At 60.6% G+C, this 22,991-nt stretch carries 26 protein-coding genes; 21 read left to right on the forward strand and 5 right to left on the reverse strand.

The window, feature by feature from the left end; translation table 11 throughout:
• Positions 1-36 precede the first annotated feature (36 nt).
• Entirely contained in the window at positions 37-396 is a 360-nt protein-coding gene (locus AC4OVU_RS20685) for a DUF2500 domain-containing protein (RefSeq protein WP_017384123.1), read from the reverse strand.
• Positions 397-525: 129 nt separating this feature from the next.
• On the opposite strand from AC4OVU_RS20685, the gene AC4OVU_RS20690 reads away from it, so the two are divergent.
• A complete protein-coding gene (locus tag AC4OVU_RS20690; protein WP_003861515.1) occupies positions 526-1,152 on the forward strand; it encodes a lysoplasmalogenase in 627 nt (208 codons plus the stop codon).
• A 76-nt stretch (positions 1,153-1,228) separates the two neighbouring features.
• Positions 1,229-3,400: a Zn(II)/Cd(II)/Pb(II) translocating P-type ATPase ZntA gene (gene zntA, locus AC4OVU_RS20695; protein WP_110292453.1), complete on the forward strand. Its 2,172-nt coding sequence runs from the start codon at positions 1,229-1,231 to the stop codon at positions 3,398-3,400.
• Between the two features lie 99 nt (positions 3,401-3,499).
• On the opposite strand, the gene AC4OVU_RS20700 is transcribed toward zntA, so the two are convergent.
• The 4 genes from AC4OVU_RS20700 to tusA all read right to left on the reverse strand — a co-directional run bounded on the left by AC4OVU_RS20700 (position 3,500) and on the right by tusA (position 6,766).
• On the reverse strand, positions 3,500-4,786 hold the full coding sequence (locus AC4OVU_RS20700; RefSeq protein WP_491928781.1) for a TRAP transporter large permease: 1,287 nt from the start codon (positions 4,784-4,786) through the stop codon (positions 3,500-3,502).
• Between the two features lie 10 nt (positions 4,787-4,796).
• Positions 4,797-5,306, reverse strand: coding sequence for a TRAP transporter small permease (locus AC4OVU_RS20705; protein ID WP_015571482.1), 510 nt, complete (start codon positions 5,304-5,306; stop codon positions 4,797-4,799).
• Between the two features lie 12 nt (positions 5,307-5,318).
• Positions 5,319-6,290, reverse strand: coding sequence for a TRAP transporter substrate-binding protein (locus AC4OVU_RS20710; RefSeq protein WP_015571483.1), 972 nt, complete (start codon positions 6,288-6,290; stop codon positions 5,319-5,321).
• A 233-nt stretch (positions 6,291-6,523) separates the two neighbouring features.
• Positions 6,524-6,766 (reverse strand): sulfurtransferase TusA, encoded by a 243-nt coding sequence (gene tusA / locus AC4OVU_RS20715; protein ID WP_032653764.1) that lies wholly within the window; start codon positions 6,764-6,766, stop codon positions 6,524-6,526.
• A 169-nt stretch (positions 6,767-6,935) separates the two neighbouring features.
• Between tusA and AC4OVU_RS20720 the strand changes: the two genes are divergently transcribed.
• The 19 genes from AC4OVU_RS20720 to AC4OVU_RS20810 all read left to right on the forward strand — a co-directional run bounded on the left by AC4OVU_RS20720 (position 6,936) and on the right by AC4OVU_RS20810 (position 22,991).
• Positions 6,936-7,601, forward strand: a complete 666-nt coding sequence (locus AC4OVU_RS20720) for a 7-cyano-7-deazaguanine/7-aminomethyl-7-deazaguanine transporter (protein WP_006812293.1) — start codon at positions 6,936-6,938, stop codon at positions 7,599-7,601.
• Between the two features lie 72 nt (positions 7,602-7,673).
• Positions 7,674-8,231, forward strand: coding sequence for a DcrB family lipoprotein (locus AC4OVU_RS20725; protein WP_003861272.1), 558 nt, complete (start codon positions 7,674-7,676; stop codon positions 8,229-8,231).
• A gap of 135 nt (positions 8,232-8,366) precedes the next feature.
• Positions 8,367-9,416 carry an AI-2E family transporter gene (locus AC4OVU_RS20730; protein WP_003861270.1) on the forward strand — a complete coding sequence of 350 codons (1,050 nt, stop codon included), beginning with the start codon at positions 8,367-8,369 and terminating at the stop codon, positions 9,414-9,416.
• 125 nt (positions 9,417-9,541) lie between these two features.
• On the forward strand, positions 9,542-10,264 hold the full coding sequence (locus AC4OVU_RS20735) for a beta-ketoacyl synthase chain length factor (RefSeq protein WP_015571484.1): 723 nt from the start codon (positions 9,542-9,544) through the stop codon (positions 10,262-10,264).
• Entirely contained in the window at positions 10,261-11,076 is an 816-nt protein-coding gene (locus tag AC4OVU_RS20740) for a lysophospholipid acyltransferase family protein (RefSeq protein ID WP_110292452.1), read from the forward strand. The genes AC4OVU_RS20735 and AC4OVU_RS20740 overlap by 4 nt, the downstream gene beginning before the upstream one ends.
• Positions 11,057-11,314, forward strand: a complete 258-nt coding sequence (locus AC4OVU_RS20745) for a phosphopantetheine-binding protein (protein WP_003861263.1) — start codon at positions 11,057-11,059, stop codon at positions 11,312-11,314. Before AC4OVU_RS20740 ends, AC4OVU_RS20745 begins: the two co-directional genes overlap by 20 nt.
• A gap of 11 nt (positions 11,315-11,325) precedes the next feature.
• Entirely contained in the window at positions 11,326-11,577 is a 252-nt protein-coding gene (locus AC4OVU_RS20750; protein ID WP_003861262.1) for an acyl carrier protein, read from the forward strand.
• Positions 11,549-12,148, forward strand: a complete 600-nt coding sequence (locus tag AC4OVU_RS20755) for a COG4648 family protein (RefSeq protein WP_023304569.1) — start codon at positions 11,549-11,551, stop codon at positions 12,146-12,148. Before AC4OVU_RS20750 ends, AC4OVU_RS20755 begins: the two co-directional genes overlap by 29 nt.
• The gene (locus tag AC4OVU_RS20760; RefSeq protein ID WP_110292451.1) at positions 12,141-13,487 is read left to right on the forward strand and encodes a class I adenylate-forming enzyme family protein; all 1,347 of its coding nucleotides are present in this window, start codon (positions 12,141-12,143) and stop codon (positions 13,485-13,487) included. The genes AC4OVU_RS20755 and AC4OVU_RS20760 overlap by 8 nt, the downstream gene beginning before the upstream one ends.
• Positions 13,474-13,824: an ApeI family dehydratase gene (locus tag AC4OVU_RS20765; RefSeq protein ID WP_033488080.1), complete on the forward strand. Its 351-nt coding sequence runs from the start codon at positions 13,474-13,476 to the stop codon at positions 13,822-13,824. The genes AC4OVU_RS20760 and AC4OVU_RS20765 overlap by 14 nt, the downstream gene beginning before the upstream one ends.
• On the forward strand, positions 13,815-15,506 hold the full coding sequence (locus tag AC4OVU_RS20770) for a glycosyltransferase family 2 protein (protein ID WP_110292450.1): 1,692 nt from the start codon (positions 13,815-13,817) through the stop codon (positions 15,504-15,506). The genes AC4OVU_RS20765 and AC4OVU_RS20770 overlap by 10 nt, the downstream gene beginning before the upstream one ends.
• A 3-nt stretch (positions 15,507-15,509) precedes the next feature.
• Entirely contained in the window at positions 15,510-15,932 is a 423-nt protein-coding gene (locus AC4OVU_RS20775) for an acyl-CoA thioesterase (protein ID WP_006812302.1), read from the forward strand.
• Positions 15,929-16,534 (forward strand): outer membrane lipoprotein carrier protein LolA, encoded by a 606-nt coding sequence (locus AC4OVU_RS20780; RefSeq protein WP_110292449.1) that lies wholly within the window; start codon positions 15,929-15,931, stop codon positions 16,532-16,534. The genes AC4OVU_RS20775 and AC4OVU_RS20780 overlap by 4 nt, the downstream gene beginning before the upstream one ends.
• Positions 16,503-18,824 carry an MMPL family transporter gene (locus tag AC4OVU_RS20785; RefSeq protein ID WP_110292448.1) on the forward strand — a complete coding sequence of 774 codons (2,322 nt, stop codon included), beginning with the start codon at positions 16,503-16,505 and terminating at the stop codon, positions 18,822-18,824. The genes AC4OVU_RS20780 and AC4OVU_RS20785 overlap by 32 nt, the downstream gene beginning before the upstream one ends.
• Positions 18,821-19,399 (forward strand): DUF3261 domain-containing protein, encoded by a 579-nt coding sequence (locus AC4OVU_RS20790; protein WP_110292447.1) that lies wholly within the window; start codon positions 18,821-18,823, stop codon positions 19,397-19,399. The genes AC4OVU_RS20785 and AC4OVU_RS20790 overlap by 4 nt, the downstream gene beginning before the upstream one ends.
• 1 nt (position 19,400) lies before the next feature.
• Positions 19,401-20,567, forward strand: coding sequence for a beta-ketoacyl-[acyl-carrier-protein] synthase family protein (locus tag AC4OVU_RS20795; RefSeq protein WP_023304573.1), 1,167 nt, complete (start codon positions 19,401-19,403; stop codon positions 20,565-20,567).
• A complete protein-coding gene (locus tag AC4OVU_RS20800; RefSeq protein WP_026080666.1) occupies positions 20,567-21,040 on the forward strand; it encodes a hotdog family protein in 474 nt (157 codons plus the stop codon). Before AC4OVU_RS20795 ends, AC4OVU_RS20800 begins: the two co-directional genes overlap by 1 nt.
• Entirely contained in the window at positions 21,034-21,765 is a 732-nt protein-coding gene (locus AC4OVU_RS20805) for a 3-ketoacyl-ACP reductase FabG2 (RefSeq protein WP_026080665.1), read from the forward strand. The genes AC4OVU_RS20800 and AC4OVU_RS20805 overlap by 7 nt, the downstream gene beginning before the upstream one ends.
• Complete coding sequence (locus tag AC4OVU_RS20810; RefSeq protein WP_017384107.1) at positions 21,762-22,991, forward strand: beta-ketoacyl-ACP synthase; 1,230 nt, start codon at positions 21,762-21,764, stop codon at positions 22,989-22,991. The genes AC4OVU_RS20805 and AC4OVU_RS20810 overlap by 4 nt, the downstream gene beginning before the upstream one ends.

The raw sequence follows: 22,991 nt of genomic DNA on the forward strand, positions 1-22,991 counted from the left end.
CTCTCCCCTTGGGAGAGGGCCGGGGTGAGGGGAAAATTACAGCTCCGGTTCAAAACCTTCAAACCGCGACCCTTTGTAACTCAGCGTGCCTTTCTCCCCCACCGTCAGCTGGTGGTACTGCTGCGCCTCCAGGCGGAAGGTCATCTCCAGCCCGCCGGTTTCCGGCTTAAAGCTCGCTTCATAGCGCATCGTTGTGCCCGCAGGCGTCACCTGCTGCTGGCGGGAGCGGCGGTCATTAAGCGGCTTCTCACGCTTGTTCGTCACCACCACGCGCTTTTGCATCAGCGGCGCGGCGTCATTGTCGGCCTTCTCACGGCGCTGCTGCACGAAGCGAAACGAGGCGGCAATGACGATAATCGCCACCACGATAATGAAAAACAGCGGCATCTTGCTCATTGAAAAATCCCATCAGATTATGCGGAATTCAGGATACCTCGCCTGCCCCGGCATTGCCAAACGCCCGCTCGCGTCACTACACTGGATCAGGAACTGATCATTCAGCCTCAACAGTTACAGGGAGTTAATATGCTTTGGTCATTTATCGCTGTCTGTTTTTCCGCATGGCTTTACGTCGATGCGTCTTACCGTGGCCCAGCCTGGCAGCGCTGGTTGTTTAAACCCGTCACGCTATTACTCCTGCTGTTGCTTGCCTGGCAGGCCCCGATGTTTAACGCCGTTAGCTATCTTGTCCTCGCGGGGCTATGTGCTTCCCTGATTGGCGATGCCTTAACCCTGCTGCCGCGCCAGCGCCTGCTGTACGCCGTGGGGGCGTTCTTCCTGTCGCATCTGCTCTATACCATCTACTTTGCCAGCCAGATGACGCTCTCCTTCTTCTGGCCGCTGCCGCTGGTGCTGCTGGTGATTGGCGCCCTGCTGATCGCGGTGATCTGGTCGCGTCTGGAAGAGATGCGTCTCCCGGTCTGTACGTTTATCGCCATGACGCTGGTGATGGTGTGGCTGGCGGGCGAGCTGTGGTTCTTCCGTCCGACCGCTCCGGCAATGTCTGCGTTCTTCGGTGCCGCACTGTTGCTGTTGGGTAATATCGTCTGGCTGGGCAGCCACTATCGCCGCCGCTTCCGTGCGGATAATGCGATTTCCGCCGCCTGTTACTTTGCCGGACACTTCCTGATTGTGCGTTCGCTGTATATCTAAATAACGCTTGACTCTGGAGTCGACTCCAGAGTGTATGCTGCGGTTAATGAGAAAATTATCATTACCGGAGACTGCCATGTCGACTCCAGAAATACCTAAAAAAGTTCCCCAATTCTCGGCACTTAAGCTCAGCCCGGTTCCGCCAAAAGAGGAATGCTGCTGCGAGGGCGCGTGCGAAACCCGGACCGAAGCGCTGCCTGAAAACGGCAATCACTACAGCTGGGTGGTCAACGGCATGGACTGCGCGGCCTGCGCCCGCAAAGTGGAAAATGCGGTGAAGCAGGTGCCGGGTGTGAAACACGTTCAGGTGCTGTTCGCTACCGAAAAGCTGCTGGTCAGCGCCGAAAACGACGTCAGCAGACAGGTTGAAGCCGCCGTCAGCAAAGCGGGTTATACCCTGCGCAGCGAAACGGCGCCCGCAGAAAAAACGTCCCCGCTAAAAGAAAATCTGCCGCTCATTACCCTCATCATCATGATGGCCCTGAGCTGGGGGCTGGAGCAAATCAACCACCCGTTCGGCAACCTGGCGTTTATCGCCACCACGCTGGTTGGCCTGTTCCCGATTGCGCGTCAGGCGCTGCGTCTGATGAGAAGCGGCAGCTGGTTTGCCATCGAAACGCTGATGAGCGTGGCGGCTATCGGGGCGCTGTTTATTGGCGCGACGGCCGAAGCGGCGATGGTGCTGCTGCTGTTCTTAATTGGCGAACGCCTTGAGGGCTGGGCGGCGAGCCGGGCGCGTAAAGGGGTGAGCGCGCTGATGGCGCTGAAGCCGGAAACCGCCACGCGGGTTATTCATGGTCAGCGTGAAACGGTCGCCATCAATACCCTGCGCCCGGGCGACGTGATTGAAGTGCCCGCAGGCGGACGTCTGCCAGCCGATGGGGCCCTCATTACCGCCACCGCGAGCTTTGACGAAAGCGCCCTGACCGGGGAATCCATCCCGGTAGCGCGCGCGGCAGGTGAAAAGGTGCCTGCGGGCGCCACCAGCGTCGACCGACTGGTGCAGTTGACGGTCCTTTCCGAACCGGGCGACAGCGCCATCGACCGCATCCTCAGGCTGATAGAAGAAGCCGAGGAGCGCCGCGCGCCGGTAGAACGCTTTTTCGATCGCTTCAGCCGGATTTACACCCCCGCCATCATGCTGGTGGCGCTGCTGGTCACCGTCGTCCCGCCGCTGTTCTTCGGCGCGCCGTGGGAGGGCTGGATTTACAAAGGGCTGACGCTGCTGCTGATCGGCTGTCCGTGTGCGCTGGTGATCTCCACCCCGGCGGCGATTACCTCAGGGCTGGCGGCGGCGGCACGTCGCGGGGCGCTGATTAAGGGCGGCGCGGCGCTGGAACAGCTGAGCCAGATTCAGCACATCGCCTTCGATAAAACCGGCACGCTGACCGTCGGCAAGCCGCAGGTGACCGGCGTGTATCCGCAGGACATCAGTGAAGACGAGTTGCTTATACTGGCCGCCGCCGTTGAACAGGGCTCCACCCACCCTCTGGCGCAGGCGATTGTGCGTGAAGCGAAGGGGCGCGGGCTGACCATCCCTCCGGCAACCGCCCAGCGAGCGCTGGTCGGGTCAGGGATTGAGGCTGTGGTCGAAGGCAAAAAAGTGCTGATCGCCGCGGCAGGCGCGTTCCCGAATCCACAGGTTGAGGCATTAGAGCAGGCCGGGCAGACGGTCGTTGCCGTGATGCAGGACGGTGTACCGATGGGCATGCTGGCGCTGCGCGACACCCTGCGTGACGATGCGAAAGACGCCGTCGACGCGCTGCACAGGCTGGGGGTACAGGGCGTGATCCTGACCGGTGATAACCCGCGTGCGGCGGCGGCGATTGCCGGCGAGCTGGGGCTGGAGTTTAAGGCCGGATTGTTGCCTGCGGATAAAGTCAGCGCGGTAACCGAGCTGAACGGTCATGCCCCGCTGGCGATGGTCGGGGACGGGATAAACGACGCCCCGGCAATGAAGGCTTCCACCATCGGCATTGCGATGGGCAGCGGCACCGACGTGGCGCTGGAGACCGCCGACGCGGCGCTGACGCACAACCGCCTGACCGGGCTGGCGCAGATGATTAGCCTGGCGCGGGCGACGCGCGCCAACATCCGCCAGAACATTGGGATTGCGCTGGGGCTGAAGGGGATATTCCTCGTCACCACCCTGCTCGGCATGACCGGACTGTGGCTGGCGGTGCTGGCGGATACGGGGGCTACGGTGCTGGTTACGGCGAACGCGTTGCGGCTGTTGCGCCGTCGGTAAAAATGCCCGGTGGCGGCTACGCCTTACCGGGCCTACAACATCTCCGAACCGTAACCGTAGGCCGGGTAAGGCGTAGCCGCCACCCGGCATAAAACGGCGTCACTGCATCCCTAGCACCCCCGGCAACCACAATGATATCGCCGGGATGTATGTCACCATCCCCAGCACTACCAGCAACATACCGTAAAACGGCAGCATCGCCCGCACCACGTGCTCGATCTTCTGCTTACTCACCGCGCTCGCCACGAACAGCACCGACCCGACCGGCGGCGTGATCAGCCCAATCCCCAGGTTCACCATCATGATCATTCCGAAATGCACCGGATCGATCCCCAGCGAGTTGGTCACCGGCAGCAGTACCGGGGTCAGGATCAGGATGATCGGCGCCATGTCCATTAGCGTGCCAATCAGCAGCAGCATGATGTTGAGGTACATGAGGATCACGTATTTGTTATCGGACAGCGACGTGAAGAATTCGGTGATGCGCATCGGCAGCTGCATGTAGGTCATTACCGCGCCAAACGCCGCGGCAAAGCCAATCAAAATCATCACGATGGTGACGGTTTTCACCGTGCGACACATTAGCTTCGGCAGCTCATTCCACTTGTAATCGCGGTAGATGAACATGGTGACGAAGAACGCCCACAGGCAGGCCACGGCGGCAGATTCGGTCGCCGTGAAGATCCCGGACAAGATCCCGCCGAGGATAATCACCACCGTCATCAGCCCCCACAGAGCATCGAGCATGATTTTCAGCGCCTGCCTGAACGGGATTTTGTCCCCTTTCGGATAGCCGCGCTTGCGGGCGAAGCACAGGCAGAGCACCATCAGGCTCACGCCCAGCAGCAGGCCCGGCAGCACGCCCGCGATAAACAGCGTGGCGATGGAGACCGTTCCCCCTGCCGCCAGGGAGTAAATCACCGAGTTGTGGCTGGGCGGGATCAGGATCGCCTGCACCGACCCGCTGGCCGTCACCGCCGCCGCGTATTCGCGCGGATAGCCCTTCTTCTCCATCTCCGGGATCATCACGCTGCCGATAGACGCCGTATCCGCCACCGACGAGCAGGAAATCGCGCCGAAGAACGTTGATGCCACGATGTTCACCAGCGACAGCCCGCCGCGAATAAAGCCGACAAAAACGTACGCGAAGTTGACCAGCCGTCGGGCAATGCCCCCTTCCGCCATGATCGCCCCGGCAAGAATGAAGAACGGGATCGCCAGCAGGGTAAATTTATTCACCCCGCTGGTGATCTGGATCATCAACGCCTCCAGCGGCAGATCGATCCACAACGCCCCCGCCACGGCGCTTAACCCGACGGCGAAGGCCACCGGCATCCCCAGCGCCAGCAAAATGGCGAGGGTGAATAACAAAACAAACGCATCCATTGTTCACCCCTTAACTGTGATTGCCGATCAGCACGACCGGACGGTTTTCCTGCGAGCCAAACAGCAGGCGTTCAAGCACAAACAGGATCAAAATGGCCGACCCGACAGGTAGCGGCAGATAGCTTTCGCCGGAGGTCAGAAGCGGAAACTCCGCCACCGGCTGCTCCCACAGCTCGACGCACAGCCAGTAGCTGTACCAGCACATCAGGCCTGAAATCAGCAGCATCAGCAGATCCACCATCCGCGCGCACACTCTTTGCAGCGACGCGGGCAGGCGGTCGGTGAGCATGTTGACCGCAATATGCGACCCGGCGCGGTAGCTCACCGCCGCGCCGATAAAGGTAAACGTCACCATGCAGATAATGGCGATCGGCTCCGGCCAGGATTCGCCGCGATTGAGCACGTAGCGTGAAAAAATGCCGATGGGGATGACAATCGTCATCACCAACAGCGAAATACCTGCCACCGCCATGGCGAACAGGTACAGACGGTCCATCCACTTCAGGTAGAGTTCGGACATACGTACTCCGGTTTACTGGACGTCAGCGATGGCTTTCATCAGATCCTGATGCTTATCGCCATACTGCGCGCGCACCGGCTCTGTCGCCTTGATAAACACCGTTTTATCGATGTCGTGGAACTGCACCCCGCCGGCCTTCATTTTCGCCAGCGCCTGGTCGTTATACGCATTCCACAGCTTGCGCTGCTCGAACTGCGCTTCGCGGGCCAGCACCAGGATCTTTTGCTGTTCGTCAGCGCTGAGCTTGTCCCATTTCACTTTGGAATAGAGCAGCATTTCCGGGGTGATGAAGTGGCCGCTCAGCGTGTAGTTTTTGGCGACCGGCATATAGTTGTGGGCGATAAAGGTTGGCGGGTTGTTCTCCGCGCCGTCGATCACCCCGGTCTGCATGCCGCTGTAAACCTCGCTGACGCCCATCGCCACCGAGTTCGCCCCCATCGCTTTCAGCGTGGCCAGCGCCACCGGGCTGCCCTGCACGCGGATTTTCTTCCCTTTCAGATCGTCCGGTTTGACGATCGGCTCTTTGGTGATCAGGTTACGGGTGCCGGAATCCATCCAGCCAAGGAAGACCAGACGCGATTTCGGGTTGGCGGTGAGTTTGTCGCCGATCTGCTTGCCGATATCCCCGTCGATCACCTTGTGCATGTGGTCTTCATCGCGGAATACGTAGGGCAGCGTAAACACTTCGATATCCGGCAGGATGGCGGCCACCGGCGCCATAGAGACGCGGATCATGTCGATCGCCCCCATCTGCGCCTGCTCAATCATCTGCTTTTCATCCCCCAGCACGCCGCCGGGAAAGACCTTAATCTCCAGCTTGCCATCGGTTTGTTGTTTGAGTTTTTCACCCATGTGCTGAACCGCCACCACGTTCGGGTAGCCTTCGGGATGCACATCGGCGGCTTTAATGGTCTGGGCAGAAACGGTGCAGGCGAAAGCAGACAGACACAGCGCGGCCAGTAACGGCTTGAGGGTCGTTTTCATTGAGTCAACTCCAGGGTAGTGAGATAAGCGTTAAAACGATGTTTTAGTTTTTGACGCTTAAAAATTAGACTACGGCTGGAAAAGGGAGGGTGAAGCGCCTCACAAAAGCGCGAAATTTTGAAACGATGGTTCGAAATTGTGATGTGTACTTGTCGGGTGGCGGCTGCGCCTTACCCGACCTACTACACCCGTAGGCCCGTGCAAGCGAAGCGCCGCCGCGCATCAGGCCGCACTTACCCCTTACGAATCAAATACCGGTACGGCAAGGTCTCGGTTTGCTGCGCCACCAGTTCATGTTCCATAAAGGTACAAAAGCCGGGGATATCACGGGTGGTAGCCGGGTCGTCAGCGATGATCAGCAGCGTTTCGCCGGTCTGCATGTTGCGCACGGTTTTGCGCACCATCATTACCGGCTCCGGGCAACGGAGGCCCTGAGCATCAAGCGTGTGGTCTGGGCTGGAAAACAGGTCGGTCATTTTCTTCTCGTTCAGGTAAAAACGGCTGTAGTTTACGCCCCGCTATCGCCAATGCAAACCAGGTTAACGATTGCGTGAAAATTAGCCATTGCAAAGTGTCGTCAAAGCAGTATCATGCGGCGGCTTTATTGGGTTCCCTCACCCCAAATATTAATCAAAAAGGTACAATATGAACTCCTTTACACAATCGCAGCGCGTCAAGGCGTTGTTCTGGCTTTCGCTATTTCATCTGCTGGTGATCATCTCCAGTAACTATCTGGTACAGCTCCCCATCTCCATTTTTGGTTTCCATACCACCTGGGGCGCGTTCAGTTTCCCGTTTATTTTCCTCGCGACGGATTTAACCGTGCGTATATTTGGCGCACCGCTGGCGCGGCGGATTATTTTTGCGGTGATGATCCCGGCACTGTTTGTCTCCTACGCCATCTCCTCGCTGTTTTACATGGGCAGCTGGCAGGGCTTCGACGCGCTGATGCACTTCAACCTGTTTGTCGCGCGTATTGCCGCCGCCAGCTTTATGGCTTATGCCCTCGGGCAGATCCTCGATGTCCACGTGTTTAACCGCCTGCGTCAAAACCATCGCTGGTGGATGGCGCCAACGGCCTCCACGCTGTTCGGTAACGTGAGCGATACGCTGGCCTTCTTCTTCATCGCCTTCTGGCGCAGCCCGGACGCCTTCATGGCAGAACACTGGATGGAAATCGCTCTGGTGGACTACGCCTTTAAGGTGCTTATCAGTCTGGTCTTCTTCCTGCCGATGTACGGCGTACTGTTGAATATGCTGCTGAAAAGGCTGGCAGATAAATCTGAAATCTCCGCATTGCAGGCAGGTTAAGGGTTCGCTTTATCAGTTGTGATAAGATGAACGAATGAGCCGTTATGGCCGTTTATCGAAAGGAAGAAGTCAATGCGCAATCTGGTTAAATATGTCGGGATTGGCCTGCTGGTTGTTGGCCTTGCAGCCTGTGATAACAGCGACACCAAAACGCCTGCTCAGGGCGCGTCAGCAGAAAGCAACGCCACCGGTCAGCCGGTGAGCCTGATGGATGGCAAACTCAGTTTCTCTCTGCCTGCGGACATGACCGACCAGAGCGGTAAGCTGGGTACCCAGGCGAACAATATGCACGTCTATTCCGATGCCACCGGCCAAAAAGCGGTGATTGTGATCGTCGGTGACGATACCAGCGAAGATCTGGGCGTGCTGGCCAAACGCCTGGAAGATCAGCAGCGCAGCCGCGACCCGCAGCTTCAGGTGGTCACCAACAAGTCTGTTGAACTGAAAGGCCACACGCTGCAACAACTGGACAGCATCATCTCTGCCAAAGGCCAGACCGCCTACTCCTCCGTGGTGCTCGGCAAGGTGGACAATAAACTGCTGACCATGCAGATCACCCTGCCGGCAGACAATCAGCAGAAAGCGCAGACCGCCGCTGAAAACATCATTAACACCCTCGTGATCCAGTAATCGTTCACCAGGATGCTGTGGCCTCCGTCGCTTGCGCCGGGGGCCATTTTTTTGCCACGACTTTCAGACTAACACGCCAGACGAAGCCCATCCGGCGCACTACAATTAACACGCCCCCCGGAAAAAGGAATTCTTATGACTGCCAGCCCGCCCGACAAAGCCGGACTTCATATTTTATTAAAACTTGCCTGCCTGGTGGTTATCCTTGCGGGTATCCACGCGGCGGCGGATATCATTGTTCAGCTTCTGCTGGCGCTGTTTTTCGCCATTGTGCTCAACCCGCTAGTGACATGGTTTTTACGCCGGGGCATCAGCCGCCCGGTCGCGATTACCATTGTGGTGATGGTGATGCTGGTTGTCCTGACGGCGCTGTTCGGCGTGCTCGCTGCCTCGCTGAGCGAATTTTCCACCATGCTGCCGCAGTACAATAAAGAGCTGACGCGCAAGCTGGTCGATCTTCAGCGCATGTTGCCGTTCGTGAATCTGCATATCTCACCGGAACGGATGCTGCGTCGGATGGATTCCGAGAAGGTGATGACCTACGCCACCACGTTGATGACCGGGCTTTCCGGGGCAATGGCCAGCATTCTGCTGCTGGTGATGACGGTGGTGTTTATGTTGTTCGAAGTACGCCACGTGCCGTATAAACTGCGTTTTGCCCTGAACAATCCTCAGATCCACATTGCCGGCTTGCACCGCGCGCTGAAGGGCGTATCCAAATATCTGGCGCTGAAAACGCTGTTAAGCCTGTGGACCGGCGTGATCGTCTGGCTGGGGCTGGTACTGCTGGACGTGCAGTTCGCGCTGATGTGGGGCGTGCTGGCCTTTTTACTAAACTACGTACCCAATATCGGCGCGGTGCTTTCCGCCGTTCCGCCGATGATCCAGGCGTTCCTGTTTAACGGTTTTTATGAGTGCATGCTGGTAGGGGCGCTGTTCCTTGTCGTGCATATGGTGCTGGGTAACATTCTCGAGCCGCGCATGATGGGCCACCGTCTGGGCATGTCGACGATGGTGGTGTTTTTATCGTTACTGATCTGGGGATGGCTGCTGGGTCCGGTGGGCATGCTGCTCTCCGTGCCGCTCACCAGCGTCTGTAAAATCTGGATGGAAACCACGAAAGGAGGCAGTAAACTCGCCATTCTTCTGGGTCCGGGTCGGCCAAAAAGCCGTTTGCCGGGATAACCGGGTGGAAAGGGTCAAAAGTGACGTTTATTCGCCAGCGCGACGACAACATTGTACGATGTGCGCAGCAAATCGCGCTGGCGAAGAAAAAGTCACAGAAACAGGTTTATCGCGGACGCGCGTAGATGAAATTTACACTTACCCTTATCGACTGGCAGGCAAGAGCGCCAGGACTCAGCGATGCCGACGAATGGCAGGCATGGTCACGCCGGTCTGACGCCATCGATCCCGCTGCACCGCTGGCGAAACTGACCGATCTGCCGATGATGACCGCCCGCCGCCTGAATTCAGGCAGCAGGCTGGCCGTCGATCTTGGCCTGATGATGCTGCGCAAACACCGCATCGATGCCGTCGTCTACAGCAGCCGTCATGGGGAGCTGGAGCGCAATTTCCGTATTCTCCAGGCCCTGGCGGCAGAACAGCCCGTTTCCCCCACCGATTTTGCCATGTCGGTACACAACTCGGCGGTCGGCAATCTTACTATCGCCGCGCGTCAGCCTGTTGTCTCTTCGTCGGTTTCCGCCGGTATGGATACCTTCCAGCAGAGCTTGTGCGACGTGCTGAGCCTGCTGCATGCGGGCTACTCCCGCGTGTTGCTGGTGGATTTCGACGGTCTGCTGCCTGATTTTTATCACGCCGGGCTGCCGCCGCAGATGCCCGTCTGGCCCTACGCGCTGGCGCTGGTGATTGAGGCGGGAAATACGCTCAGCTGTGAAACGCACGTCAACCGCGCGCCTGAAGAGCCCGCGCTGCCGCAAAGTCTCCAGTTCCTTCGCCATTACCTGCGGGACGAGCGCCAGTTTACCCTGCCGGGCGAGCGCCTGCTGTGGCAATGGACGCGCCAATGAGAGGGTTACGTTCCCGCCTCGATCGGGTATGGCGGATGCTGATGACCGGATTGTGCTTCGTCCTGTTCGGCCTCGGCGGGCTGACGCTGTCGCTGGTGTGGTTTAACCTGCTGCTGATTTTCCAGCGCGACCGCACTCAACGTCGCCGCCTGGCACGCCGCACTATTTCTGCCAGTTTTCGCCTGTTCCTCGCGGTGGTACGCGGTGCAGGGGTGCTGGATTACCGTTTCAACAACCTGGACGTTCTGCGCGCCGAGCGGGGCTGTCTGGTGATTGCGAATCATCCCTCGCTGCTGGACTACGTTCTGCTGGCGTCGGTGATGAACGAAACCGACTGTCTGGTGAAAAGCGCGTTGCTGCGTAACCCGTTCGTCAGCGGCGTGATCCGCGCGGCTGACTATCTGATTAACAGCGAAGCCGACACGCTGCTTGCCGCAAGCCAGCAGCGTCTGGCCCAGGGCGACACCCTGCTTATCTTCCCCGAAGGCACCCGCACCCGGGTGGGGGAAGCCATGACCCTGCAACGTGGGGCGGCGAATATCGCCGTTCGCTGCAACAGCGCCTTGCGCGTGGTGGTGATCCACTGTAGCGAACGGATGCTGGATAAACAGAGCAGCTGGTATAACGTGCCCCCCAACAAACCTGTTTTCACCGTGGATGTTCGCGAACGCATCAACATTCATGATTTTTATGATGCGAGTCAGCACGAACCCGCGCTGGCAGCAAGGCAGTTAAACCGGCATATGCAGCATCAGTTAACAACCGGTCTTCAATCTTTGTCAGGAACGAAAGATGCAAGCGCTCTATCTTGAAATTAAGAATCTCATTATCTCTACGCTGAATCTGGAAGAACTTACCCCAGAGGATATTGATACAGACGCCGCGCTCTTTGGCGACGGCCTCGGTCTGGACTCAATCGACGCCCTTGAGCTGGGTCTGGCGGTAAAAAATCAGTACGGCGTAGTGCTTTCTGCCGAAAGTGACGAGATGCGTCAGCACTTCTATTCCGTTGCCACGCTCGCGGCTTTTATCCATCAACAACGCGCCTGAGAATGACCGCTATGACAGAACAACAAACGATTTATCAGGAAGTCTCTGCGCTTCTTATTACGCTGTTTGAAATCGCCCCAGAGGATATTACCCCTGAGGCACGTCTTTACGAGGATCTGGACCTCGACAGCATTGATGCCGTCGATATGGTGGTGCACCTGCAAAAGAAAACGGGCCATAAAATCAAGCCCGAAACCTTCAAAGCGGTGCGCACGGTGCAGGACGTCGTGGACGTTGTGGAACAGCTTCAGCGCGACGCGTAACGTGCGTTCGATTCCAGTTCTTCCCGCCCTGACGGGGCTGATGCTGCTGGCATGGCCGTTTTTGATCGGCTTCGGGCTGGCGAATAATAGCCTGCACGGGATACTGCCCGTGATGGCGCTGGTGCTGCTGTTGCGCGTCTGCCAGGCCCGTCGGCAGGGCGGCCCCCTGCGTTATCTGTTCGTGAGCGTGGCGCTGGCTGGCATAGCGCTTTGCGCGGCGAGCTACGTCCTGCACGCGCACCAGTGGGTGCTGTTATATCCGGTGGTGGTGAATCTGGTGATGCTGGTGGTGTTTGGCGGTTCGCTGTGGACGGCAATGCCTGTCGTTGAACGGCTGGCGCGCCTGCGTGAACCGGATCTCTCCCCCGTCGGGGTACGTTACACGCGCCGGGTTACCCAGGTCTGGTGCGGCTTTTTTATTATCAACGGGGCGATCGCGCTGTTTACCGTATTACACGCCGATATCCGTCTGTGGACGCTGTGGAATGGGATGATTGCCTATCTCCTGATGGGCACGCTGATGGCTGGCGAGTGGGTGGTGCGACAACGGGCGATGAAAAACGATGCTTAACCCTCTTCCGCTTAGCCAGTGGCTCAGTGCGCCCCGCCCTGACGACACCCCTGTCGCCTGGCAGGACGACCATCTCTGGACGCTTGGCGATCTGCGCCACGACGTCACTCAGCTGGTCGACACGCTGCGTCGTGAAGATGGCGAGCGCTGGGCGTTGTGCATCGAAAACGGTTATCTGTTTATTGTCGCGCTGCTGGCGACGCTGCATGCGGGTAAAACGCCGGTCCTCCCCGGGCACAGCCGGGCGGCGCAGCTTAACGAACAGCGGGCGCTGTTCAGCGGCGTCCTGAGCGACACCACGCTCGATTTTCAGGGGCGACAGCTGCGGGTGGCTTCCGCGCAGCGGGCAGGCCATCCCTTTTCACCGCTGCCTGCCATCGGTGAGATGCGCACGATCGAGCTTTACACCTCCGGCTCGACCGGCTCGCCGCAGCGGGTAAGTAAGCCGGTGGTCAGCCTTGATCGTGAGGCTCGTCTGCTGGCGGCGCATTTTGGCGAGCGTCTGGCGGGCTGTCACGTCGTGGCTTCCGTGGTGCTGCACCACCTGTATGGCCTGACGTTTCGTGTTGTCTTACCCATGGCGCTCGGCCTGCCGCTGCATGCCAGCCTGCTCAACTATGCCGAGCAGCTCTCTGCCCTTCCCGACGATAAACGCTATCTTTTCATCAGCAGTCCGGCGTTTCTCAAGCGGCTGGACGCGTCGCTGACGCCGCCCCCCGTCAACCTGCTCGTCTCCGCCGGCGGCGCACTGCCCTGGCTGGAGGTCGCCGCGGTTCAGGCCTGGCTCAACGTCTGGCCGGATGAAATATACGGCAGCACGGAAACGGGCGTAATGGCCTGGCGCTACCGTCAGGAGGAAAGCACGCGCTGGCAGCCTTTTCCCGGCGTGGCGTTTCACGGCGATCGCGTGACGTCGCCGCTGATCCCCGAGGCGGAGGGAATCGTGCTGGATGATATCCTGCACTTCACGGCTGACGGGCAGTTCAGCCTCGTCGGGCGTCGTGGTCGGGTGGTCAAAATTGAGGATAAACGCATTTCGCTCGATGACATTGAGCGCCGCCTGCTGGCGCTGGACGGCATCCGCGAGGCCGCCGCGCTGACGGTGACGCGCGGCGGGCGTCAGGGCATTGGCGTATTGCTGGTGCTGAATGAAGCGGTGCGTCAGCAACACGAACAGAGCAAAACAGCGCAGGAGCTCGCCTGGCGACGCGCCCTTCGCCCCTGGCTTGAACCGGTTGCCGTACCGCGCTACTGGCGGATCGTTGATGAAATCCCGGTCAACAGCATGAACAAGCGCGTGACTGCGCAGCTACAGGAGTTGTTTCATGAAGATCCCTGAAATCGGGCGCCTCCAGCCCGATCCACAGCATCTGGAGATAACCTTTTATCTTGATCCTGACCTGCTCTGGTTTAAGGGACATTTCGCCGTACAGCCGCTGCTGCCGGGCGTGGCGCAGCTCGACTGGGTGATGCATTACGCCGCCGCGCTGGCGTCGGGCTACCGTTTTCACAGTATTCAGAACGTGAAGTTCGCCGCCCCGCTGTTGCCGGAGAACACGGTCACGCTGCTCCTTGCCTGGCAGCCTGAACGCCAGTTGCTGACCTTTAGCTACCAGCGCCATGCGGGTAACCAGCGCCACACCGCCAGCAGCGGGAAGATTCGCTTATGTCAGTAACCTTCCGTCCCTGCGTGCTGATCCCCTGCTACAACCACGGGGCGATGATGGCTTCGGTGCTGGCGCGCCTGGCACCTTTCGATCTGCCCTGTCTGGTGGTGGACGACGGCAGCGATGAAACCACGCGCCGCACGCTTGAAGCGCTGGCGGCGGATCGTCCGCAGATCACACTGCTGCGGCTGGCCGAAAACAGCGGCAAAGGCGCGGCGGTGATGCAGGGGCTGAAAGCCTGCGCCGATCGCGGCTTCACCCACGCCGTTCAGGTGGACGCTGACGGCCAGCACGCTATCGAGGACATTCCCAAACTGCTGGCGCTGGCCGGGCGTCATCCCGATGCGCTCATTTCCGGGCAGCCCGTTTACGATGACTCAATCCCCCGTTCGCGCCTGTACGGGCGCTGGATAACGCACGTCTGGGTCTGGATTGAAACCCTCTCCCTGCAACTGAAAGACAGTATGTGCGGGTTTCGCGTTTACCCGATAGCCCCGGTTCTGCGCCTTGCAGCAACCACGCCGCTCGGCAGGCGAATGGATTTTGATACCGAAGTGATGGTGCGCCTCTACTGGCAGGGCAACACCAGCTATTTTCTGCCCACCCGCGTGACCTATCCGCCGGACGGGGTATCCCATTTTGATGCCCTGAAAGACAACGTGCGCATCTCGTTGATGCATACCCGTCTGTTTCTCGGCATGCTGCCGCGCATTCCTTCCCTGCTGATGCGTCGCCGCTCACAGCACTGGGCGCAGCAGCAGGAGGTAAAAGGATTATGGGGCATGCGCCTGATGCTGCGCGTCTGGCAGCTGCTGGGGCGTAAGGCGTTTACCGCCCTGCTGTGGCCGGTCACCGCCGTATACTGGCTGACCGCCCGTTCTGCGCGCCAGGCGTCGCAGCAGTGGCTGGCGCGGGTTAAAACGGTGATGGCACAGCGGCAAATGCCGCCCCTCGCGCGGCTAAACAGTTTTTCCCACTTCCTGCGCTTCGGTCATGCCATGCTGAATAAAGTGGCCAGCTGGCGCGGCGAAATGAAACTCCATCGCGATCTGGTCTTTGCGCCAGGCGCGCAGGAGGCGCTGGGGCTCGACGATCCTCAGGGCAAACTGCTGCTCGCGTCGCATCTTGGCGATGTGGAAGCCTGTCGGGCGCTGGCCCAGCGCGAAGGGGCAAAAACCATCAACGCGCTGGTCTTTAGCGACAACGCCAGACGCTTTAAGCAGGTGATGGAGGAGATGGCACCGCAGGCGGGCATTCACCTGATGCCGGTCACCGACATTGGCCCGGAGACTGCGATCCTCATTAAAGAGAAGCTGGATCGCGGCGAATGGGTGGCGATCGTGGGCGATCGCATCGCCGTCACCCCGCAGCGCGGCGGTAGCTGGCGGGTGATATGGAGCGAATTTATGGGCCAGCCCGCGCCGTTCCCGCAGGGGCCGTTTATCCTGGCGTCCATTTTGCGCTGCCCGGTGGTGCTGATTTTTGCCCTCTGTCAGCAGGGAAAGCTGACCCTGCACTGCGAGCCGTTTGCCGACCCGCTGCTGCTGCCGCGCGGCGAACGCCAGCAGGCGCTACAGCAGACCGTCGACCGCTATGCGCAGCGGCTGGAGCATTACGCGCTCTTGTCGCCGCTCGACTGGTTTAATTTTTTCGATTTCTGGCAGCTGCCAGAGGTCAACGAGAAGGAGTAAAGGGTGCTGACCGATCCCCGCTTTACGGCTGAAGTTGAAATCACCGTTCCGTTCCACGACGTCGATATGATGGGCGTGGTGTGGCACGGCAACTACTTCCGCTACTTTGAGATTGCCCGCGAAGCGCTGCTCAACCAGTTTGATTACGGCTATCGCCAGATGAAAGCGTCCGGCTACGTCTGGCCGGTGGTGGATACCCGGGTGAAATACCGCGACGCGGTGACCTTCGAGCAGCGCATTCGCGTCCGCGCCCACATTGAAGAGGTTGAAAACCGTCTGCGCATCGCCTATCAAATCTTCGACGCGCAAACCGGGAAACGCACCACCACCGGCTACACGATTCAGGTGGCGGTGGAAGAAGCAAGCCGGGAGATGTGCTTTGTCAGCCCGGCCATTCTGTTCGAACGCATGGGGATCGCGCCATGAAATGGATAACGCTACTCGCGCTGCTGGTAAGCCCGCTGGTGAACGCGATCACGCTGGATGAACTGCAACAGCGGTTTGCGGAGCAACCGGTAGTGCGCGCACACTTCGAACAGATCCGCACGATCAAGGATATGCCTCAGCCCCTGCGCTCGCAGGGGGAGATGCTGATCGCCCGTGACAATGGCCTGCTGTGGGATCAAAAAGCGCCCTTCCCGATGACGCTGCTGCTGGATGACAAACGGATGGTGCAGATCGTCAACGGTCAGCCGCCGCAGACCATTACCGCCGACACTAACCCGCAGATGTTCCAGTTCAACCATCTGCTGCGGGCGCTGTTCCAGGCCGACCGCAAGGTGCTGGAAGAGAACTTCCGCGTCGATTTCAAAGACCTGGGCGAAGGCCGCTGGTCGCTGGTGCTGACGCCCGTCACCACGCCGCTGGACAAGATTTTCTCCACCCTTGATTTGAAGGGGGCGATCTATCTGGAATCCATTCGCCTGAACGATAAGCAGGGCGACACGACGGATATCGCCCTCTCCCGCCACCAACTGACGCCCGCCCGCCTGACCGATGCAGAACGCCAGCGCTTTGCCGCACCGTAACGCCCTGCGCCCGGCGCTGCTGTGGGCCGCGGTATGCCTGATCCTGCTGGGCGTGCTGCTGTCGCTGCTGCCCGGCGCGCGGCTGAACAGCAGCGTGCTCGCCATGCTGCCGAAACAGACGCTCGGCGCGATCCCTCCCGCTCTCAACGACGGATTTATGCAGCGCCTCGACCGCCAGCTCATCTGGCTGGTCAGCCCCGGCAAACAGCCGGACCCGCGCGTGGCGAAGCAGTGGTTAACCCTGCTGCAACGCAGCCAGGCGCTGAGTGTCGTAAAAGGTCCGCTGGATGCCGCCGGGCAACAGGCCTGGGGAGATTTCTTCTGGCAGCACCGCAATGGCCTGGTCGATCCGGCCACCCGCGCCCGCCTGCAAAACGGCGGTGAAGCACAGGCACAGTGGGTCCTGTCCCAGCTCTACTCCGCCTTTTCCGGCGTGAGCGGCAAGGAGCTGCAAAACGATCCGCTGATGCTGATGCGCGGCGCGCAGCTCGCACTGGCGAAAAACAGCCAGAAGATGCAGCTGATGGACGGCTGGCTGGTGACAAAAGACGCGGCCGGGAACTACTGGTATCTGCTGCACGGCGAGCAGGCGGGCTCGTCGTTTGATATGCAGCAAACCCACCAGCTGGTGACTACCCTTAACGCGTTGCAGCAGACGCTGAAAAGCCAGTATCCACAGGCGCAGCTGCTCTCGCGCGGGACGGTGTTCTACAGCGATTACGCCAGCCAGCAGGCTAAAAACGATATTTCCACGCTTGGCGTCGCCACGGTGCTCGGGGTGATCCTGCTGATTGTGTCGGTGTTTCGCTCCGTGCGTCCGCTGCTGCTGAGCCTGCTCTCCATTGCCATCGGCGCGCTGGCGGGGACGGTCGTGACGCTGCTGCTGTTCGGTGAACTGCACCTGATGACGCTGGTGATGAGCATGAGCATCATCGGCATCTCGGCGGACTATACGATTTACTACCTCACGGAGCGGATGGTGCACGGCGCGGAACACTCGCCCTGGCAAAGCCTGGCGAAGGTACGTAACGCGCTGCTGCTGGCGCTGCTGACCACCGTCGTGGCGTATCTCTTCATGATGCTGGCCCCCTTCCCCTGCATTCGTCAGATGGCGGTGTTCGCCGCCGCAGGGCTGAGCGCCTCGTGCCTGACGGTAATGTTCTGGCATCCGTGGCTGTGCCGGGGCATGCCGGTCCGCCCGGTCCCCCTGAGAGGGATTATGCAGCGCTGGCTGAACGCCTGGCGCGACGGTAAAGCCCTCTCTGTCGGGCTGCCGGTAGCGCTGGCGCTGCTCTCCGCCATCGGGATCGCCAGCCTGCGGGTGGATGACGATATCGCCCGGCTTCAGGCGCTGCCGCAGGACATTCTGGCGCAGGAAAAAACCATCACCGCCCTGACCGGGCAAAATGTCGATCAGAAGTGGTTCGTGGTGTACGGCGCGTCGGCTCAGGAAACGCTGGAGCGGCTGGAGGCGTTTACCCCGGCGCTGGCGCAGGCGCAAAAAGCCGGTGAATTAACCCGCTGGCGCACCCTGCCGCTGAACTCGCTGGCGCGGCAGAACAGCGATCTGCATCTTCTGCGTAACGCCGCGCCGACGGTGATGAAAATGCTGCAAAGCACGGGGCTGAACGCCGTCCCACCGAACCTGAACGCCATGCCTGTCAGCGTGGAAGCGTGGCTCGCCAGCCCGGCCAGCGAGGGCTGGCGTTTGCTGTGGCTGACGCTGCCGGACGGCAAAAGCGGTGTGCTGGTCCCGGTCGATGGCGTCAGAAACAGCGCCGCGCTCGGTGAGCTGGCCGCCCGCCATCCCGGGGTCGTCTGGGTTGACCGTAAGGCCAGCTTCGACAGCCTGTTTGCGCTCTACCGCTCGCTGCTGACGGGGCTGCTGGGCGTGGCGCTGGCGGTGATTGCCTGCGGCGCGATGCTACGCCTCGGCTGGCGAAAAGGGCTGGTGGCGCTGGTGCCGTCCGTGCTGTCGCTGGCCGGCGGGCTGGCGGCGCTGGCCGTGACGGGCCATCCGGTGAACCTGTTTTCCCTGCTGGCGCTGGTCCTGGTCCTCGGCATTGGCATTAACTACACGCTGTTTTTCAGCAACCCGCGCGGCACGCCGCTGACCTCCATGCTGGCGATTACCCTCGCCATGATGACTACCCTGCTGACGCTGGGGATGCTGGTGTTCAGCACCACTCAGGCCATCAGCAGCTTTGGCATTGTGCTGGTGAGCGGTATCTTCACCGCGTTCCTGCTCGCCCCGCTGGCGATGCCGTCTAACAAAGAGAACTTACCATGACCCGTTTCATTCGCCTGGCGGCAGTGATGCTGGCCCTGCTGCTGGCGGGGTGTAGCCATACGACGAACCGCGATGACGCACGCCCTCAGGCCTGGCTCCAGCCCGGCACCCGCGTCACGCTGCCCCCGCCGGGCATCACGCCTGCCATCCGCGCGCAGCAGTTGCTTACCGGCAGTTTTAAAGGCCAGACCCAGTCGCTGCTGGTAATGCTGAACGCCGATGAAAATAAAGTGACGCTTGCCGGCCTCTCCTCCGTCGGGATCCGCCTGTTCCTCGCCACCTACGACGACATCGGGATCCACACCGAGCAGTCGGTTGTGATGCCACAGCTGCCGCCAGCCAGCCAGGTGCTGGCCGACGTGATGCTGAGCCACTGGCCGCTCAGCGCCTGGCAGCCGCAGTTGCCGAAAGGCTGGACGCTGAACGATACTGACACCAGACGCGAACTGCGCAACCCCGAGGGCAAACTGGTCACGGAAATTGTCTACCTGAACCGTAACGGCAGGCGCGAGCCGATTAGCATTGTGCAGCACGCATTTCACTACCACATCACCATTCAATATCTGGGTGACTGAGATGATTTACCTTTCTGCCGTTGGCATGGTCAACGCGCTCGGCAACTCGGCTGATGAAATAGCGGCGAACCTGATCGCTGGCGTGGCCCCCGGGATGCGTCAGCGTGCGGGCTGGCTACAGGGCTTACCCGAGGCCGTGCTGGGGGGCGTGGAGGGTGAACTTCCCCCTGTCCCCGGGTCTTTTTCTGCGCATCGCAGCCGCAACAACCAACTGCTGCTGGCGGCGCTGGCGCAAATCCGGCCCGCCGTCGATGCGGCCATTGCGCGCGTGGGGCGCGACCGCGTGGCGGTTGTTCTGGGCACCAGCACCTCCGGGCTGGACGAGGGTGATGAGTACGTGCGCCGCGCGCAGAACGGCGAGAGCAGCCCGCAGTGGCAATATCCGCAGCAGGAGCTGGGCGATCCGTCGCGCTTTCTCGCCCGCTGGCTTGCGCTGGACGGCCCGGCGTATACCATCTCAACCGCCTGCTCCTCCAGCGCGCGGGCGATCGTCAGCGGTCGTCGTCTGATTGACGCCGGGCTGGTGGACGTCGCCATCGTCGGCGGGGCCGACAGCCTGAGCCGCATGCCGGTCAACGGCTTCAACAGCCTGGAGTCCTTCTCCCCAACCCTGTGCGAACCGTTTGGCCGCCACCGTCGGGGGATCACCATTGGCGAAGCGGCGGCACTGATGGTGCTGACCCGCGAGCCGGGCGAGGTTGCGCTCCTGGGCGCGGGGGAATCCAGCGATGCGTACCATATTTCCGCCCCGCATCCGCAGGGCGAAGGGGCGATCCGCGCCATCAACCAGGCGCTGAACGAGGCGGGCATGACGGCGGCGGACGTCGGCTATATCAACCTGCACGGCACCGCCACGCCGCTGAACGATCGCATTGAGGCGCAGGTGATCCACGATCTCTTTGGCGACCGAGTGCCGTGCAGCTCCACGAAACATCTTACCGGCCACACGCTGGGCGCAGCGGGGATCACCGAGGCCGCCCTGAGCTGGCTGATCCTGACCCGAGATCTGCCGCTGCCGCCGCAGGATTTTTCCCGCTACGCGCCAGACGACACCCTGCCCGCCTTCGGCCTGCTGCACCAGAGCGCACCGCTGAATAAACCGGCGATCCTGTCAAACTCCTTCGCGTTTGGCGGCAACAACGCCAGCCTTCTGCTGGGGAGGGTATGATGCGCTACTTACCTCCCGGGGATTATCTTCCTCACGACACGCCGATGCTGCTGCTTGAGAGCGTGGAAAGCGTCACCGATGACCGCGCCGTTTGCAGCGTGACGGTGAACGATCGGGGCGTTCTGGCTCCGTTCCTGGACGCGGACGGCAACCTGCCTGGCTGGTTTGCGCTGGAGCTGATGGCCCAGACCGTGGGCGTCTGGTCTGAATGGCACCGGATGCAAAAAGGGCTGCCGCACTGTGCGCTGGGCATGGTGCTGGGCGCGCGCGAGCTGGTGTGCGACGCAGGGCATTTTGCCGCAGGCAGCACGCTGATCATCACCATCGAACGTCTGATGCAGGATGAACGCTTTGGCAGCTTCGAGTGCACCATTCATGCGGATAGTGTCTCCCTCGCCACGGGCCGCGTGAACACCTTCCAGCCGAGCGAGGAAGAATTAACCACACTTTTCAACCAGGGAACACCATCATGAGATCCGTACTGGTCACCGGCGCCAGCAAAGGCATTGGCCGCGCTATCGCCCTTCAGCTTGCGGCGGACGGTTTCACCGTCGGCGTGCATTACCATCGTGATGAAGCGGGCGCGCAGGAGACGCTGGAAGCGATTGTCCAGGCAGGCGGCGCGGGCCGTTTACTCACCTTCGACGTGAGCAACCGCGAGCAGTGCCGCACGGTGCTGGAACAGGAGATCGCTGACCACGGCGCGTGGTATGGCGTGGTCAGTAACGCCGGTATTACCCGCGACGGTGCTTTTCCGGCGCTCAGCGACGATGACTGGGACAGCGTGATCCACACCAATCTCGACAGTTTTTATAACGTCATTCATCCCTGCATTATGCCGATGATCGGCACCCGCAAGGGCGGGCGGATCATCACTCTGTCGTCGGTGTCAGGCATTATGGGCAACCGTGGGCAGGTGAACTACAGCGCGGCGAAAGCCGGGATCATCGGCGCCACCAAAGCGCTCGCCACCGAGCTGGCAAAACGCAAAATCACCGTCAACTGCATCGCGCCGGGGCTGATCGATACCGGCATGATCGAGATGGACGAAGCTGCGCTGCACGCGGCGATGTCGATGATCCCGATGCAGCGTATGGGCCAGGCCGAGGAGGTCGCCGGGCTGGCGAGTTACCTGATGTCGGATAAAGCAGGCTATGTGACGCGTCAGGTGATTTCGATTAACGGAGGCATGCTATGACCCGCCGGGTAGTGATTACGGGCATGGGCGGCGTCACCGCGTTCGGCGAGGACTGGCCGACCATCTCGCGCCGTCTGCGCGAGTATGAAAATGCGGTGCGTACCATGACGGAGTGGCAGGCGTATGACGGCCTGCAAACCCTGCTCGCCGCGCCGATTGAAGACTTCACTCTCCCCGCTCACTATACCCGTAAGCGCATTCGCGCCATGGGCCGGGTGTCGCTGCTCTCTACCCGCGCCACCGAGCTGGCGCTGGAGCAGGCGGGACTGATCGACGACGCGGTGCTGACCAACGGTCAGACCGGCATCGCCTACGGCTCGTCGACCGGCAGCACCGGGCCGGTCAGCGAGTTTGCCTCTATGCTCACCGAAAAGCACACCCACAACATCACCGGCACCACCTACGTGCAGATGATGCCGCACACCACGGCGGTGAATACCGGGCTGTTCTTTGGCCTGCGCGGACGGGTGATCCCCACCTCGAGCGCCTGTACCTCTGGCAGCCAGGCGATTGGCTACGCCTGGGAAGCGATTCGTCACGGCTACCAGACGGTGATGGTGGCAGGCGGCGCGGAAGAGCTGTGCCCGTCGGAAGCGGCGGTTTTCGATACCCTGTTTGCCACCAGCCAGCGTAACGACGCGCCAAAAACCACGCCGTCGCCGTTTGACGTTCAGCGCGATGGTCTGGTGATTGGCGAAGGGGCGGGCACGCTGGTGCTGGAAGCGCTGGATCACGCCAGAGCGCGCGGGGCGACAATCTATGGCGAGATCGTGGGCTTTGCCACCAACTGCGATGCGGCGCACATCACCCAGCCCCAGCGTGAAACCATGCAGGTGTGTATGGCGCAGTCGCTGGCGATGGCGGGCCTTGGCCCTCAGGAGATTGGCTACATTTCTGCCCACGGCACGGCAACCGATCGCGGGGACATCGCCGAGAGTCAGGCGACCGCCGCCATTTTCGGCGACAGCGTGCCCATCTCATCCTTAAAGAGTTATTTCGGCCATACCCTGGGCGCCTGCGGCGCGCTGGAAGCCTTGCTGAGTCTGCACATGATGCGGGAGGGCTGGTTCACGCCAACGCTCAATTTAAGACAACCGGATGAGCAATGCGGCGCTTTAGATTATATTATGGGGGAAACCCGCCCGATTGATTGCGAATTTATTCAGAGCAATAACTTTGCCTTTGGCGGCATCAATACCTCGATAATCATTAAACGCTGGGCGTAA

The sequence above is a fragment of the Enterobacter sp. 6722112 genome (assembly GCF_058661685.1).